General features: G+C 70.8%; 13 protein-coding genes. 2 read left to right on the top strand and 11 right to left on the bottom strand.

Annotated elements, in window-relative coordinates:
* Positions 1–43: 43 nt before the first annotated feature.
* Positions 44–1,363, top strand: coding sequence for an Ig-like domain-containing protein (locus BTH_RS04435; RefSeq protein ID WP_009896170.1), 1,320 nt, complete (start codon positions 44–46; stop codon positions 1,361–1,363).
* Here BTH_RS04435 and BTH_RS04430 read toward each other — a convergent pair.
* The 5 genes from BTH_RS04430 to bopA form a co-directional block, all read right to left on the bottom strand.
* Positions 1,354–2,415, bottom strand: coding sequence for a helix-turn-helix domain-containing protein (locus BTH_RS04430; protein ID WP_009896168.1), 1,062 nt, complete (start codon positions 2,413–2,415; stop codon positions 1,354–1,356). The genes BTH_RS04435 and BTH_RS04430 overlap by 10 nt on opposite strands.
* Positions 2,416–2,649: 234 nt before the next feature.
* Positions 2,650–3,093 (bottom strand): hypothetical protein, encoded by a 444-nt coding sequence (locus tag BTH_RS04425; protein WP_009896167.1) that lies wholly within the window; start codon positions 3,091–3,093, stop codon positions 2,650–2,652.
* Between the two features lie 224 nt (positions 3,094–3,317).
* Positions 3,318–3,989, bottom strand: coding sequence for a two-component system response regulator BprB (bprB, locus tag BTH_RS04420; RefSeq protein WP_011401051.1), 672 nt, complete (start codon positions 3,987–3,989; stop codon positions 3,318–3,320).
* A 234-nt stretch (positions 3,990–4,223) separates the two neighbouring features.
* Entirely contained in the window at positions 4,224–4,679 is a 456-nt protein-coding gene (gene sicP, locus BTH_RS04415; RefSeq protein WP_009896165.1) for a chaperone SicP, read from the bottom strand.
* Between the two features lie 181 nt (positions 4,680–4,860).
* Positions 4,861–6,399 (bottom strand): autophagy evasion T3SS effector BopA, encoded by a 1,539-nt coding sequence (bopA, locus tag BTH_RS04410; RefSeq protein WP_011401050.1) that lies wholly within the window; start codon positions 6,397–6,399, stop codon positions 4,861–4,863.
* A gap of 632 nt (positions 6,400–7,031) precedes the next feature.
* On the opposite strand from bopA, the gene bopE reads away from it, so the two are divergent.
* A complete protein-coding gene (bopE, locus tag BTH_RS04405; RefSeq protein ID WP_009896161.1) occupies positions 7,032–7,817 on the top strand; it encodes a type III secretion system effector BopE in 786 nt (261 codons plus the stop codon).
* Positions 7,818–8,313: 496 nt separating this feature from the next.
* Here bopE and BTH_RS04400 read toward each other — a convergent pair whose 3' ends face one another.
* The 6 genes from BTH_RS04400 to BTH_RS04375 all read right to left on the bottom strand — a co-directional run bounded on the left by BTH_RS04400 (position 8,314) and on the right by BTH_RS04375 (position 14,479).
* Positions 8,314–8,862, bottom strand: a complete 549-nt coding sequence (locus BTH_RS04400; protein ID WP_009896159.1) for a lytic transglycosylase domain-containing protein — start codon at positions 8,860–8,862, stop codon at positions 8,314–8,316.
* Entirely contained in the window at positions 8,859–9,140 is a 282-nt protein-coding gene (bapB, locus tag BTH_RS04395) for a T3SS-associated acyl carrier protein BapB (RefSeq protein WP_009896157.1), read from the bottom strand. The genes BTH_RS04400 and bapB overlap by 4 nt, the downstream gene beginning before the upstream one ends.
* A complete protein-coding gene (locus BTH_RS04390; RefSeq protein ID WP_009896156.1) occupies positions 9,137–11,740 on the bottom strand; it encodes a hypothetical protein in 2,604 nt (867 codons plus the stop codon). Before BTH_RS04390 ends, bapB begins: the two co-directional genes overlap by 4 nt.
* Before the next feature lie 100 nt (positions 11,741–11,840).
* A complete protein-coding gene (sctA, locus tag BTH_RS04385; RefSeq protein ID WP_025404166.1) occupies positions 11,841–12,773 on the bottom strand; it encodes a type III secretion system needle tip protein SctA in 933 nt (310 codons plus the stop codon).
* 60 nt (positions 12,774–12,833) lie between these two features.
* Positions 12,834–13,124, bottom strand: coding sequence for an H-NS family nucleoid-associated regulatory protein (locus tag BTH_RS04380; protein WP_009896152.1), 291 nt, complete (start codon positions 13,122–13,124; stop codon positions 12,834–12,836).
* Positions 13,125–13,249: 125 nt separating this feature from the next.
* Entirely contained in the window at positions 13,250–14,479 is a 1,230-nt protein-coding gene (locus BTH_RS04375) for an IpaC/SipC family type III secretion system effector (RefSeq protein WP_009896151.1), read from the bottom strand.
* Positions 14,480–14,494: the final 15 nt, after the last annotated feature.

The raw sequence follows: 14,494 nt of genomic DNA, 5'->3' as shown, positions 1-14,494 counted from the left end.
CCGGCTCCGATGACGTTCCCCTTCAGCCTTTTTCCGCCTTGCCATGATGAAACGCCCCTCGAAACACTCCGCCCATTGCGGCGCGCCGTCCTCGGCTCGCCGCGCGGTTCGCTCCGATGAATCCGCCCCGACACGGCGCGCGGCCGCCGCCGGAACTTCGCCCGCGGCTCGACTGGCGGCCCGCGCCGATGCGGCGCCGCCAGGTCGGTGCGCCGCCTGCGGTTCGACCCGCGCGCCGTCCGCACCCGCGCGCGGCCTGCCGTCGACCCGCCGCTTCGGCGCGGCGCTCGCGCTGAGCGTCGCGTCGCTCACCGGATGCGGCGGCGGCGGCGACGAATCGGGCGCGTCCGCCGCGCACGCGTTCGCGCCGCCGACCGTGCAGCTCGCGTATCCGGCGCAGCCGGCGGCCGCGCAACCGAACGCCGCAATCGCACATCCGCCCGCCGGACACGTGCCATCGGGCTCGACGCCGGCCACCCTGCCCGCCGCGCCGCCCGCCGTCGTATCCGCCGGCGTCGCGCCGACGCACGCGGCGTTGCGACGACCGACGATCGTGCTCGAGTTCGATCGCGCGATCGCGCCGCACTCGGTCGCGGGCGTGACGCTGTACGACCCCAATCGCGCGAGCGTCGCCATCGGCGCATGGTCGTGGCTGAGCGATCGCCGGCTCGCGTTCGCGCCGCTCACGCCGCTCCAGTCGAACAGCCGCTACGAGATCGCGGTGCCCGCCGGCATCGAGAGCGCGGCGGGCGAGCGGTCGGCGTCCCCGCTGACGGCCCAATTCGACACCGCGCCCACCACGCCGCCGCGAGGGCTGCCCAACCTCGGCGCAACCTGCTTCATCAACACGGCGCTGCAACTGGCCGTGCATTCGGCTGCGCTCGACGACATCGTGTCGAACGCGGCCGTCGATCCCGCCGTGCGCACGCTGCTCGATCGCTACGATGCCGCTCCGGCCGCCGAGCTCGACGCGCGGCTGCACGCCGCGGTTGCCGCGCTGCGCGCGACGGCGGCGATTCCGGACAGCGGACCGGGGCATACGCTGGACGTGCTGACGGCGTTGCGCCTGCCGCTGCATCCGGCAGGCGACGCCGATGCAATCCGTTACGCACCGCCCGACGCAAGGGCGTTCCGGCTGCACGGCTGGCCGTTCGACTACGCGGCGCTGCCGAACCACGAGCGGCTCGTCGCGTTCGACTACAACGCGGGCGGTCACTATGTCGCCTATGTGAAACGGGATGGAATCTGGTATTGCATCGACGACGCGCAGGTGACACCGGTCACCGAGCAGCAGTTGCTCGCCCTGCCGGCGTTCAACCCCAATCTGGGCAGCATGGCGATCGAAATCGCGATCTATCGTTGAAGCGTCTGCGCCTGTGCTTGCGCCGCGTCGCCGCCTTGCGCGGTGTCGGGCGGCTCGGCTTCATCGCGGCGCCCCCGCGCGGCGCGCCGCACCTCGCCCGGCGTCCTTCCGAAGCGCCGGCGAAACAGCTTGCCGAACGTCGACTGATCGGGAAAACCGCACGCGTGCGCGATCTCGCCGATGCTAAGCGCGAGCTCGGGCCGCTCGAGGTAGCCGAGGCTGCGGTTCAGCCGCGCGTCGCGCAACGCGGCCTTCACCGTCTGCGATTCGTGGCGAAACAGGCGATAGAGCTGCGTGCGCGAGCAATGGATCGCATCGGCGATCCGCTCGGGCGTGAGCGTGGGCAGATGGAGATGCTGTTCGATGTAGCGATACGCGGCCTGCAGCCGGTCGGCGCGCGCGGGCGCGCCGCGCCGCACGCGCGCCGACAGCGCCGCCTGAAGCAGCGCGCGGCCGAGGTCCGCCGCGCGCGCGAGCACGTAATCGAGCTCGTCGGACGACAGCGCCGGGCCGCGGCCGCCGATGAGCGCGAGCTCGGCCGCGAGAAACGGCGCGAGCCGCGCCGCCTGCAACGAAGCCGAGCTCGGCGACGCATCCATCGCCGCCTGCCCGAGCGTGCGCGCCACCGACGCGCGCGGCAGTCTGAGCGCGCTGAAGCACGGCTCGTCCCAGCGCACGCGCATCGGCCGGCCGCCGTCGAGCAGGAACAGATCGTTCGCGCGAAAGCGCGCATCCGGCAAGCCGGGCGCCTCGACCGTGCACTCGCCCGCGTGCAGCGCGCAGATCGTCACGTGCGCGTCGGCCGTCGCGGCGCTCAGCCACGCGTCGCTGATCCGCGCATCGAGCGACGCGCCGCGGAAACGAACGAACCGGCCGCGCTCGCACCGGCAGAGAAAGCCGTGCCCGTGAAACGCGCGCGCCTGCTCCGCGCGCACATCCTCGCAGTGGAACACGTGCGCGCTCCAGAACGCCGCTGCGCGCGCGAGCGGCATGTCGTCGGTCGAAAAGAACCGCAGCAGCGTGCCGCTGCCGGGCGCGTGCGTCTTCGCCATGTTGAAGGCCCGTGAAAGGTGCGACTTGGAAGCGCGTTTGCGAAGCGTCCGTGCGGGCCGCCTGTCGCGCAGGCGAGCGTTGCGTAACGCGCGACGCAGGCGCGGCCGCCCGCTCAGGCAACGCATCGGCAGGCGGCACGCGCGGCGTGCGCGGGAGGTCCCGCGCCGCCCCGCCCGCTTGCGTCCGTCAGACGCAGGCCGGCCGCGCGGCGGCGCGGCTCGGGCGCGTCGCGATCACGGCGCAGGGCGCCGAAGCTGCGCAGGCAAGACCTTGAACCTGCGGTCCTCAGGGCGATCGCCGATATGCCGGACGACGAACGCGTCGAGCTTTCTCAGCGCGCGCCGGTCGTGATACAGGCCGCGTTGCGCGACGCATTTGAGCGCCTCGAACATCTTGCCGAACAGCCCCTTCCGGTCGATCTTCTCGCTGACCTCGCGAATGTTCGCGGCGATCCGGTTGCGCTTGGCGAGCAGCACCGGCGTGCTGACCGCGCTGTTGAAGCGGATCTCCTTGAGCACGTCCATCCGGATCGCCTTGATCTCGCCTTTCATCGTCCGGCCTTCGCGTTCGTCCGCGACGCCGGCCGCGCGCCGGCCGTCGTCCTTGCCCGGCGTTTGCCGTTCGATCGCGCGATGACGGTGTTGCGATTGCGCGGCGGTCATTCCATTGAGCTTCATGATGTCCTTCCTGTCGTGAACATGAGCGAGCGTTCATTGTCCGGCGCGCGCCGAAGCGGCACTTTCACGAACCGCTCCCCGGGCCTCGCGCGACGTGCGGTGCAGGCGCCGCCGCGCGTCGCGTCGCGTATCACGTGTCGTGCGCCGCGCGGCATGAACCGGAGCGACGGCCGCCCTCGCGACATGCCGCACCGCGCGGCGGCCGCGTCCGCCCCCGCCCCGCGCTACATCGCCGGCACGCACGCGCTCGCATATCCGTATCGATACGCCCAGTGGATCACGTTCGCGACGTTGCGCGCGCCGAGCTTCTGCATCAGCCGCTGCCGATGGCAATCGACCGTCTTCGGACTGATGTTCAGCAGCGACGCGATCTCGCGATTGCGCATCCCGTCGGCGATCAGCTTGAGCACCTGCTTTTCGCGCCGCGTGAGCTCGTCGACGGGCGAGGCGAGCGCGCGGCCGCCGGCCGCCGACGCCACCCTCGCCTCGTCGAGCGACGGGTCGATGTGCACGCGCCCCGCCATCACGCGCCGGATCGCCTGCACGATGCCGTCCGGGCTGCACCACTTCAGCAGGTAGCCGGACGCGCCGAAGCGGATCGCCTCCGCCGCGCGCGCCTCCGAGCCGAGCGCGGTGAACACGACGAACCGCAGGCCCGGATGCGCGCGCAGGATCTCGCCCATCGCCGGCAGCGGATCGTCGCCCGGCAGCATCACGTCCATCAGCACGAGATCCGGGCGATCGCGACCGCACAGATCGCTCGCCTCGGCCATGTCGGCCGCGCCGCCCACGTCGATTCCCGCATACGCCTTGCCGAGCACGACCTCGATGCCGTCGCGCACGATCGGATGGCTGTCGACGACAAGCACCCTTTCACACTTTCTCTCTACGACCATAATCGATTCTTGTTGCTCCGATGCATCCTGTCCGGCGCGCCCGCCCGTGCGACGCGTCGCCCGAACGGAGCGCGCGCCCTTCGCGCCGGCGCATGTCCTTGAACGTAGCGCGCGCACATCACCGGAAAATTTCAGATCTGTTTCGCCGGTTCATGCGCGCATCGAGCGACGCGCGCGACCGCGTGCCGGCGGGCATCGTGCGCCGCAATCAGGCACGGCCGCCGCCTCGCCGCTTTAGCCGCGCAACACGCGGGCCGCAGCGCTGGAATCCGCCGGGAGACCCCGCGCGTCGGCGTCGTACGCGCCCGCCTGCTCGAATGCGCCGATCAGGCTTTCGACGCGCAACGCGAACGCGCCGAATACGTCGACGAATTCGCGCGCGCCGAGATTCGCCGTCGCGACGCGCTCGATCAGCATCACGGCGCCCGTTTCGTCATCGAGGCCGAGACCGCCATGGCCCGCTTCCGACAAGTCGAGATTGACGGCGAGCATGCGCTTCCAGCACTGCGCCGGCGCATGCTCGGCAAACTCGCCGACCATTCCGTACAGCACGAGCGCGTCGGGCCGGTCGCGAATCGAGATCATCAGTTGCGTATCGAGCAGCACGAAGCACTGGCCGTGCGCGTCGAAGTCGAGCGGCACGCCCGCCGCCTCGCTCAGTGCGTTCAACCATTCGGTGTGCGTATTCATCGTTCGGGGTTCTCCATCTCAGGCATCGATATCATGGGCATCGAAATCCGGGCATCGAATCGGCATCGAATCGGCCGCGCGCAGCGGCGCAACGCACGGCTGCGCGAGCCTCGCGGGGCCTTCATGCGATCTTCATGCGGTCTTGCGGCCTTGCGGCCCTTTTGCGATCTTTGTGCGATCCTCAGGCGGCGATCGCGTCCGCCATGAACGCCTCGATCCGGCCGATCATCGCGTGCGCGGCCAGCATCCTCAGCGCGGACGAATCGCTCGGCGGCGGCGCGTCGAGATGCCGGCCGAGCGTCTCGACGAGCACGCTCGCCTTGCGCGTCAGCGCCGCGACGTCGTCGCGCGCTGAAGGCGCGCAACGCTTCATCGCATCGGCCAGGTCCGCGTCCGCCCGATCGCGATGCTTGCCGGATCGCCCGGCGGACAGCTCGGCGAAGGACGCGCCGATTCGCTCGACCTCGCGCGCATGCTCGTCGAGCCGCGCTTGCCGCGTGTGCGCCGACGCTCGCCCGCGGCCGGCCTGGTCCGCGAGCGGGCTTCCCGACGCATTGCCGGCCTCGGAGAACGCGCGCCACGCCTGCCGCACCGACGCGCTGCCGCGCAACCGAGCGCAGTGGCGCTCGACGTCGGCGCGCTGCTGGTTCAGCGCGTCGATCCTCGCCTGCACGGCCAGCGCATAGGCGTGCGCGCGATTCGGATCCTCGGAGATCCATGCGGCCGTAAACGGCACGAAGTGCTCGGCGCCGCCGGCGCGCAGCACGCGCAGCGCCATCGACGCGCAGTTTTCCTTTTTGCTGATCATCTGAAACTTGAGCTCGCCCGTCTTCGCGCCTTCCTTCACGGTGCGTGCATCGCGCAGCATCGCCGCCTCGTTCAGCCCGAACAGCACGAACGCGCGCGGGCCATCCGTATCGCGCTTGTCGTGGTTGAATCCGATCGCCGGAAAATAGACCTTGCGGGCGCTCAGCCCCCATTGGGCATCCTTGTCCAACTTCTGGCCGGCTCTCGGGAAAAACCGCGCGTCGTGACGCTCGTCCTCATTCGCATATTTGAAGCCGTCCGCGAGGATCTTTCTCCTCGCCGCGTCGCCCTCACGAAGTCTCTGTTCCGTCGTAGTCGAAATCTCCGAGCGCTTGTCGATCCGATATCCGTCCTGCATCTTCGGCTCGACGCGATTGACATTCTCCTTGCCACCCAGTTTTCGATCCGGCCACCAGCTGACGTGCTCGTACACGTGCCGGCCGGCATCGGCATCCGCCTGATTCTTGATCGTCAGCGACGCGTGCCCCGGATGATCGAGGCCCTGGCATTCCCACGACCGAAATACGATTTGCCGGGCCATCGGCTTCGCGTCGCCCGTGCCGTGGAAGTGCTCGGCGATCGACACCATGTTGCGCACGCGCCGCTGATCGAGCGGCGCGCCGTCGCGCCGCGCGCCGTAGTCGAACGCCGCCTTCGCGCCTTCCGGGCCATATCGCTTCGATAGCGCGAGCACGAACACCTCGAGCGTGCGGCGGTTTTCCGTGCGGACCTGCTCCGCATAGCGCCGCACCGCGTCGCAGTGCTTGAGCAGCGGGACATGCGAGAGAAACGCGAACAACCGCTCCTTCATGCCCAGCCTCGCGACCGACACCGCCGGGCCGCGCGCGCCGTCGCCGACGACGACACGCTCGCCCTGCCGCGCGCACGCGGCGAATGCACCGACACTGATCATCATCTCCTCCTATCGACTACAAGACATTCCGATACGGCGCGGCAACCGCGCTGGCGGCCGCGCGTGGCTGTCGAGCGGAACGCCGCTCGCCGGGCAGGCCGTCGCGTCCGGCGGATCGCGCCTTCCCCGCTCGACATCGACATCGATGCTGAAGACATTCGCCCGGCGTCGCTTTCAGATTCCGCTCAGACCTCGATGCACATCCCGGCGGAGCCGGCAAGCGGCGCGGCGTCGCGGATGGGGGCGCGCGCATCGCGCATCGCATATCGCGCATCGCATATCGCGCACCGCACGCCATTGCCGGCACGTGCGCGCCGCGCGGCATCGGGCTGGCTCCGCGAACGGCCGCGCCTGCTTGCGCGGCCGTTCGCGGAGCGTCGCGTCGCCCTTGACGATTCACGCCGACGCGGCGCGCGGCCGCCTTCGGCCACCTATCCGCGCATGCGCTCGCGGGCGGGCGCACGCGGCGCGTACCTGGCCCGCCCACCGCGCATGAGCAATTTATGGAATCGGACCTTACGGTTCGCTTCATAGAATGAGAACGGTCCGGACAGCCGCGCCCGCCACCGCGTCGCACGACACGCGACGCGGCCGGCGCGCCGGACTCCCTTCCCTTCAACCGAGAGCAAGACATGACTTACAACCCGAGAATCGGCGGATTCACGCACGTCAAGCAGGCGTCGTTCGACGTTCACGTCAAGCGCAGCGAAGCGCGGCCGCGCACGTCGTTCGCACAACAGATCAAGCGCATCTTCAGCAAGATCGGCGAAACGCTCGGGCAACTGTTCCGCCACCGCGCGCCGGACGGCGCGCCCGGCCGGGTCAAACTGCAGGGCGTGCGCTACGTCGGCAGCTATCGGCCCACGGGCGACGCGAGGCAGGCGATCCGGCATTTCGTCGACGAGGCGGTCAAGCAGGTCGCCCACGCGCGTACCCCGGAGATCCGGCAGGATGCGGAATTCGGCCGGCAAGTCTACGAAGCGACGCTCTGCGCGATCTTCAGCGAAGCGAAGGACCGGTTCTGCATGGACCCGGCCACGCGCGCGGGCAACGTGCGGCCGGCGTTCATCGCGGCGCTCGGCGACGCGGCGCGCGCCACCGGGCTGCCCGGCGCCGACAAGCAAGGCGTGTTCACGCCGAGCGGCGCCGGCACGAATCCGCTCTACACCGAGATCCGGCTGCGCGCCGATACGCTGATGGGCGCCGAGCTGGCCGCCCGCCCAGAGTATCGCGAGCTTCAGTCGTATGCGCGGCAGCAGGCGATCGACCTCGTCGCGAACGCGTTGCCGGGCGAGCGTTCGAACACGCTCGCCGAGTTCCGGCAGACGGTGCAGACGCTCGAAGCCACGTACCGCCGCGCGGCGCAAGACGCATCGCGCGACGAGAAGGGCGCGGCGAACGCGGCGGACGGCGCATGACGAAGTAGCGCGATCCGAACCGTCCGGCGCATCCGCCCGGATGGTTCGGATCGCTGAATTCGTGGGGATTGGCGGGGTCGGTGAATTCGGCGAGTTCGGCGAGTTCGGCGAGTTCGGCGAGTTCGGCGAGTTCGGCGAGTTCGGCGAGTTCGGCGAGTTCGTGGAGTTCGTGGAGTTCGTGGAGTTCGTGGAGTTCTCAGAGTCGCCGGCTTCGCAAGGTTCGACGTATCCGACGAATCCAACCGACTCACCGCCCCCCACTCGATTCACGTCCGGATTCCCGGAGCCGGCGCCGCATTTCGGCGTGCTTTCGATCGCGTCCCGTTCGCAGAACATCGCCGCGTATCGCGTATTGCTCGGCGCGCGGCATCTTCAAACGCATCGCATGCCGAAACGGCACGCATCGGCGCAATCCGCATCGGCCCGCCCGCCGCCCGCAGGCGAAGCCGTCGGCGTGCCCCGCCCAAGTCGGCGCGCGCCCTCCGTCGTCACCCGCTCACTGCACCGCCGCTTCCTCGATCACGAGCCCCGGCGCGCGCGCCGCATCGCGCCGTGCGGCCGCTTTTCCCGCCCAGGGCCGCGCGACATAGACGTCGTGAACCGCGCGCGCATAGCGCTCGCTCAAGCCCGGCGTGCGGGAGTGGTACGCGCCGACCGCGCGCCACGTGTCGCCGTATTGATCGATCTGCCGGCGCAGCAGCGCCGCGCCGACGCGCGCGTTGACCGACGCGTCGTACAGCCGGAGACGGTCGATCCCCTGCTCGCGCAGCGCGGGCCAATGCACCGAATTGATCTGCATCAGGCCGATATCGATCGAGCCGTCGCCATTGCGATGCAGCGCGCGCGGATTCAGCCGCGACTCGTAATACGCGATCGAACGCAACAGATCGGCATTGACGCCATAGCGCCGCGCGGCGTCGTCGATGCAGTCCGCATGCGCGACGCCGCCCGCCGATGCGATGCCGATCGCGAACGCCGCGGCAACGCGCGCGATGCGCGCACCGCGCCCGCGCACACGTGCCGCCACGGCGCGCCGCGCGCTCATGCGCCTCCCGAATCGTCCGGGCGCGCGGCCGCGCCGAGCAGCGCGGCGACATCCGCCACCGTTGCGACTTCGGCAAGCCGCGTGCGATCGAGACGGATGTTCCAGCGCTCGTCGAGTTCCATCGCGAGTTCGATCAGCTCGAGCGAATCCATCGCCAGGTCATCGAGCAGCCGCTGCTGCGGTGCGATGTGCGCTTCCGGCACGCCGAGCATGCCGGCCAGCAGCGTCTTCGCCGCCGCGAGCGCGGCGGCGTCGCTTAGTTGCGGGCCGGCCGTCATCGCTTCGTGCCTTTGGCGATCGAATCGTTCCAGCCGACGCGCGTCGCGCCTTCGGTCGTCACGATTCTGGCGGCCGGCGCGACGCTCGGGAACGTCTTCGCCGCGCCCGGCTTCGGCGCACCGGCGTCGGGCCACGATGCGCGCCGGGCGGCCGCATCACCCGCGTCGACGGCATCACCCGCGTCGGCGGCATCGGCGGCATCGACGGCATCGGCCGGCGCGGACTGCGACGACGGCGACGACGGCGACGGCGACGGCGACGGCGACGAAGCATCGTCATCGACGAGCGGATAAAGGCCCGCTCGCTCCAACTGCGCACGGTTCATCCGGCGCGGATCGATGTTGCGCGGCGCGAGCGCGGACGGACGCGGCCAGGCGGCGCTGTCGGGCGCGACGCCCGATGTGACGTTCGATGTAACGCCTGATGCGACGTTCAACGCACCGCCCGATGCGACTGGCGGTGCGATCCCCGACGTATTGGGCGACGCAACGGACGACACCGCAGGCGACGCGCTCGTCGAGCCGGCCGACATCGAAGCCCGCGCAATCGAAGGCGAAGACACGGCCGAGGCGCCCGGTGCGAACGCATGACGTTGCGCGCCGGCAAACGGGTCGAGCCGGCCGAAGCCTTCCGTCGACCGCAGCGGCGCGGCGCCGCCCGCGCGAACCCATCCGCCGCTCGCCGGATCGCGGGACCACGAGCCCGTGGCGGGCGGCATGCCCGTCGCGCGCTCGCCCGTTCCGCCGCCGGACGCATCTGCGGAATCGACGGCATCCGAGCCGCCCGCCGGCGCGTGCCCCGCCATCGGCTGCCCGACCGAACGCCCATTCGAGCCGTTCGGCCCCGCGGCTCGCTCACCGGGCGCGTCGCGTTCCGGGCCGCCCGCGCGCACGTCCGGAATACGCCGTTCCACGCGACCGGCCACGCCGCCCGGCACAGCGCCGCCGCCGCCGCGCAGCGCGGTTGCATCGGCCGCGCCGCCGCCCGTTTCGCTGACGGCGCTTCGCTGCGTGGCGGCACCCGCCGCATCACGCCTTGCCCCCGTCGCGCCCGCGCCGGATGCCGGGCGTGCGCCGACGCGGCTGAACGGATCGATCCGCGTCGCACCTTCGGTGGTCCTGACGACCGGATTGCCACGCGCCATCCGCCATCCGCCGTCGTCGGCGCGCCGCCACGCGCCCGTCGGCGACGCGCCGCCGTTTCCGGCGCTCCGCTCGACCGTGTTGGTCGCCGGCGTGCGCCCATCCACCGACGGTCCGCCTGCTGGCGATGCCGGCGGCATTGGCGGCATCGGCGCATCGCCGCGCGTGCCGTCCGCCGCCGGCGAGCCCGGCGCGCCGCCGTTCGACGTCCGCGCGACCGACACCGGCGATTTCACGACGGTCGCGTGCCCGCCCGTGCGCACGTGCACGCGGCCGTTCGCGTCGCGCGCCGCCGGCTGCGCGTGCGACGGATCGTGTGCGCCCATGCGCTCGAGCAGCGCGCCCATCATCTTGCCGAGATCGCCGACGAGCTTCTCCAGCCCGTCGAGATTCACGTTCACGTTGTTCTCGTTATGATTGTTGACGACGACCGGCGCGGCCGGCTGCTGCGCCGCGCCCGACGCGGGCCCGGCGGGCCCGGCCGGCTCGCCGCCCGGCGCGCGCGGGCCGCCCGGGTCGGCGGCCGGCCGCTTCAGCGAGACGTCATTCAGCAACTGATCGGTGCGCCCGAGCAGTTCGAGCGCGGTGCCCACCATGTCGACGAGATTCGTCGCGTGGCGCGCGCCGAGCGCGAAGCGCTGCGCGGCGTCCGCCATCCGGAGCTGCGCGTCGCCGCCGTGCCGGTTCACCATCCCGTTCGTGCGCACGTGCCCGTCCATCCGGCCGCCGAGCCGCTCGGACACGAGCGCGTCCGCCGCCGCGTCGCCGCGCTCGCGCGCGCGGCCGAACATCGCGTCGGCGATGCCGTCGGTCCTCAGCAACCCGCCGACGCGTTCGCAGAGCGTCCGGTAGTCCTTATTGCCCTCGACGCACAGATCGCGCGGCGTCGAGCCGGGTTTCGCGTTCGATCGCGCGGCGGCCGCGAGAAACGACGCGAGCGCATCGCCGATCCCGGCGAACGCCTTCGCGTGGCTCGCGTCGTCGACCGTCAGGTGCAGCGCATGCACCGTCAGCGCGAGATGGTCGAGCGCGCGGCGATCATGGCCGTTCAGTTGCGCGACGAGCGTCGTCAGCGCGCCGCGACGGTCGCCGGCGAGCTCGGCCAGACACGCGCGCGCCGCATCGAGCGACGTCGCGCCGTGCGATGGGCCGCCCGCCGTGCCCGTTGCGCCTGTCCCATCCGTTGCCGCCGTCGCGCGCGGGTCCGCCTCGGGCGGTGTCGCCGCGCGCGACGATACGGTATCGAGCCGCAGCCGGAACGATTCGCGCAGCGCGGGCGCGGCGCGATCGCCGTCGGCGCCGCGCCGCGCGCCGATCTCCGGCATCGTGTGCCGGCGCGCGCTCGCCACGCGCGCGACGTCGGCCGACAGACCGCCGCCGGGCCCGGACGAGCGCCGTGCGCCGCACGCGGCCGGCGTGCTGTTGATGGACGAAGATCGGTGAATGGACGGCGGCATGGCGAATTTTTTCCTCTTGTCGGTTGCTTCGGATCGGGGCAAGGGCCGCGCCCGCGCGCATCGCCGCGGCGAACGCGGCGGCGTGGACGCGCGGCCTCGTTCAGATCTGCAGATAGCTCTTGGCGGTGTCCGTCAGCGTCGAGATCGCGCCGCTCAGCACCTTGACCAGATTGTCGAAGTTCGAGTTCTGGTGCGAGTATTTTTCGACGAGCGTCTGCACGTCGTTCTGGATGTTGTCCTTCTGGCCGGAGAACGCGGTGTTCCAGGCCTGGTAGCGCGCGGTGTCCCACACCGTGCCGTCAGGGGGCAGCGAATCGCGCATCTTGATCAGCTTGTCCGGATTGATCGTCACGACGCCCGAATCGCTGATCGAGACGGCGTCGCCGAGCTCCTTGCGCCAGCGCGCGATGTCCGCCCCCTTCGGCAGCTGCATCTTCGGAAGATTGTCGATGACCTGCTGGATCAACGCCTTGATCTTGCCGCCGTCGATCTTCATGTTCTTGTCGTCTTTCGCCGAGATGTAGTCCTGCAGCTTGCTCATCACGTCGGCGACGCTCTGGAAATACTTCGTCAGCCCCTCGACGATCGTCGCGTACGCGTCGACGTCCGACTTGCCCTGCGCGATCACGTCGACGAGCTGCTGCAGGATCGGGTCCGGCTGGATGCCGCCGCCGCTGCCCGCCGCGTCGAGCGTGCCGCCCAGGTGCTCGGTTTCCCATCGCTCGAGCAAGTTGCGCTGCGCGAGCGCGTGGCTGCGCACCGCGACGCGCGCGTCGTCGAACACCGCGAGGTTCGCGCGGCGGCCCTCGACGAATTCGCCGTCGATCTGCTCGGGCAGCCTGACCGACGCGAATTCGTCGATCGTCGCGCCGAGCTTCTGCTCCGGCACGCGGCGATCGACGCCCGCCGCGCGCAGATCGTCGTCGGTGATCGTTCCCGCGCCGGCGTGCGCCGGCATCGCTACCGCGAGCGCCGCGACCGCCCGCCAATCGCGCGCGGCCAGCGCGCGCCCCATGTCGACTTGGACATTCATCGTGTTTCACCTCGTGCTATCGGATTCTTCGAGGGCGCGCGCGACGCGCGGCGCCCGCCTTCACTCGATCAGGAATTCGTCCCGGTTGCGCCCGCGAATCCATTTCGGCTCGATGCCGCGCCCGCTCCAGGTCGCGCCCGTCGCCGGATCGCGGTACTTCGGCCTGACCGCCCCGCGCTTTCGCTCGTCTGCCTTCTTTCGGTATCCGAACACTTCGTATGCCGTGAGACCATACTCGCGCACCTTCGCGCGCACCTCATCGATCGCGGCCTGCAATTCGGCCTGCCGCGCCGCTTCGGCCTGCGCGCTCAACGCCTCGGCCCGGGCCTTCAGTTCCTTGTATGTCGCCATGCGCTCAATCGTCGGAATTCCGATCCTAGAGACGGACGCCGGCGCCGGCTTTCACGAAAACGCCATCGCCCGTCCCGCGAAACGCGGCCGCGCGCGGCAGGCGACGCCCGCCGCGACGCAAACCGTCAGGTCCGCAAATTGCCGGCCACCTGCGCGGCCACCGCGTTGTCGTTCGCCACCTGGCTCTTCGCCGCGTCGATCGCCTTCTGCGCAGCGTCGCGCCCACGGTGCGCGGCTTCGTCGCGCGCGCTCGCCGCCGCCATCGCGGTCTGCTGCGCGCTCTCGTCCTCTTTCTGCTCGGCGCGCTCCGCGCCCTGCTGCTGCGCCGACGCGCCGTCGATCTGGTTCTTGCCGACCTGGCCGCCGGACTGGATCAGATCGCCCTTCATCTGCTGGCGGCCCGCCTTCACGAGGTTCTGCTCGTGACGCATGCCGTGCATGTCGATCCGGTGCTGCCGGGCGGGCGCCTCCTGCGCGAGCACGCTCGCGTGCTCGTCGCTCATCCGCTCGCCGCCGGGGTCGATCTCGTGGCGCACGCTCTCGCCCGTCTCGCGCTTGACCTTCACGTGCGACACCTCGTCGTTCGAGAGCACCGGCTTGTTGATACCGCGCAACTCGAGCGCCTGCTCCGCATGGAACTGCTTGAGCTCCGCCTGCGGCTTCAGCTCCTTTTCGATCGACATCGATTTCGTGCCCAAGCCCTTCATCTGCTGCACGGCGCCGCCGAGCGAGGTCGCCGCCTGCAGCGCGCCGCCCGCGATCGCCGCCGTCATCTGCGCGGCGCCGATGCTGCGATCCTGCGCGGCCGCGCTCATCATCGCGTCGTGCGCGAGCGTCGTGAGCTTGCCCTGCATCACGAGATCGGACTGCACGTTCTTTTGCATCGCGATGCCGAGCGCGATCATCGCGTCGAACGCCTTGTCCTCGGCGAACGAGAAGCGCGGCGCATCGCCGCCCACGCGCGTCGCGCCCCCTTCGCCGGGCGTCTTCGCGCCGCCGGGCGACACGTGGCGCTGCACGAGCGCCTCGTGCATGCCCGTGACGGCCGGCATCTGGCTCGCGGCGAGCCGCCTGTGCTCGCGCTCCATTCCCGAGACCGTTCGCCGGTCCGTCGCGCGCGTCTGCGCGGCCGGCTTCGGCTGCGCGAGTTCGACGCGCTGCGCGCCCGCGCCCGCGTCGCGCCGCGGCGACACGCGCTCGCCTACGACGGCCGCGAGCGCCGCTTCCGCGCGCGCGAGCGCGCGGCCGTCGTCGCGAACCGCCTTGCCGCCCAGCTCCGACATGCCCGCATCGACGAGCCGGGACAGCTCCGCGTTGCTGATGTTGATGCCGCTGCTTTGCACACCGATTGACATACACACCTCTTCGAG

Source organism: Burkholderia thailandensis E264 (assembly GCF_000012365.1).
In the GTDB taxonomy this organism is placed as follows: domain Bacteria; phylum Pseudomonadota; class Gammaproteobacteria; order Burkholderiales; family Burkholderiaceae; genus Burkholderia; species Burkholderia thailandensis.
This window is presented reverse-complemented; position numbering and strand designations above follow the sequence as displayed.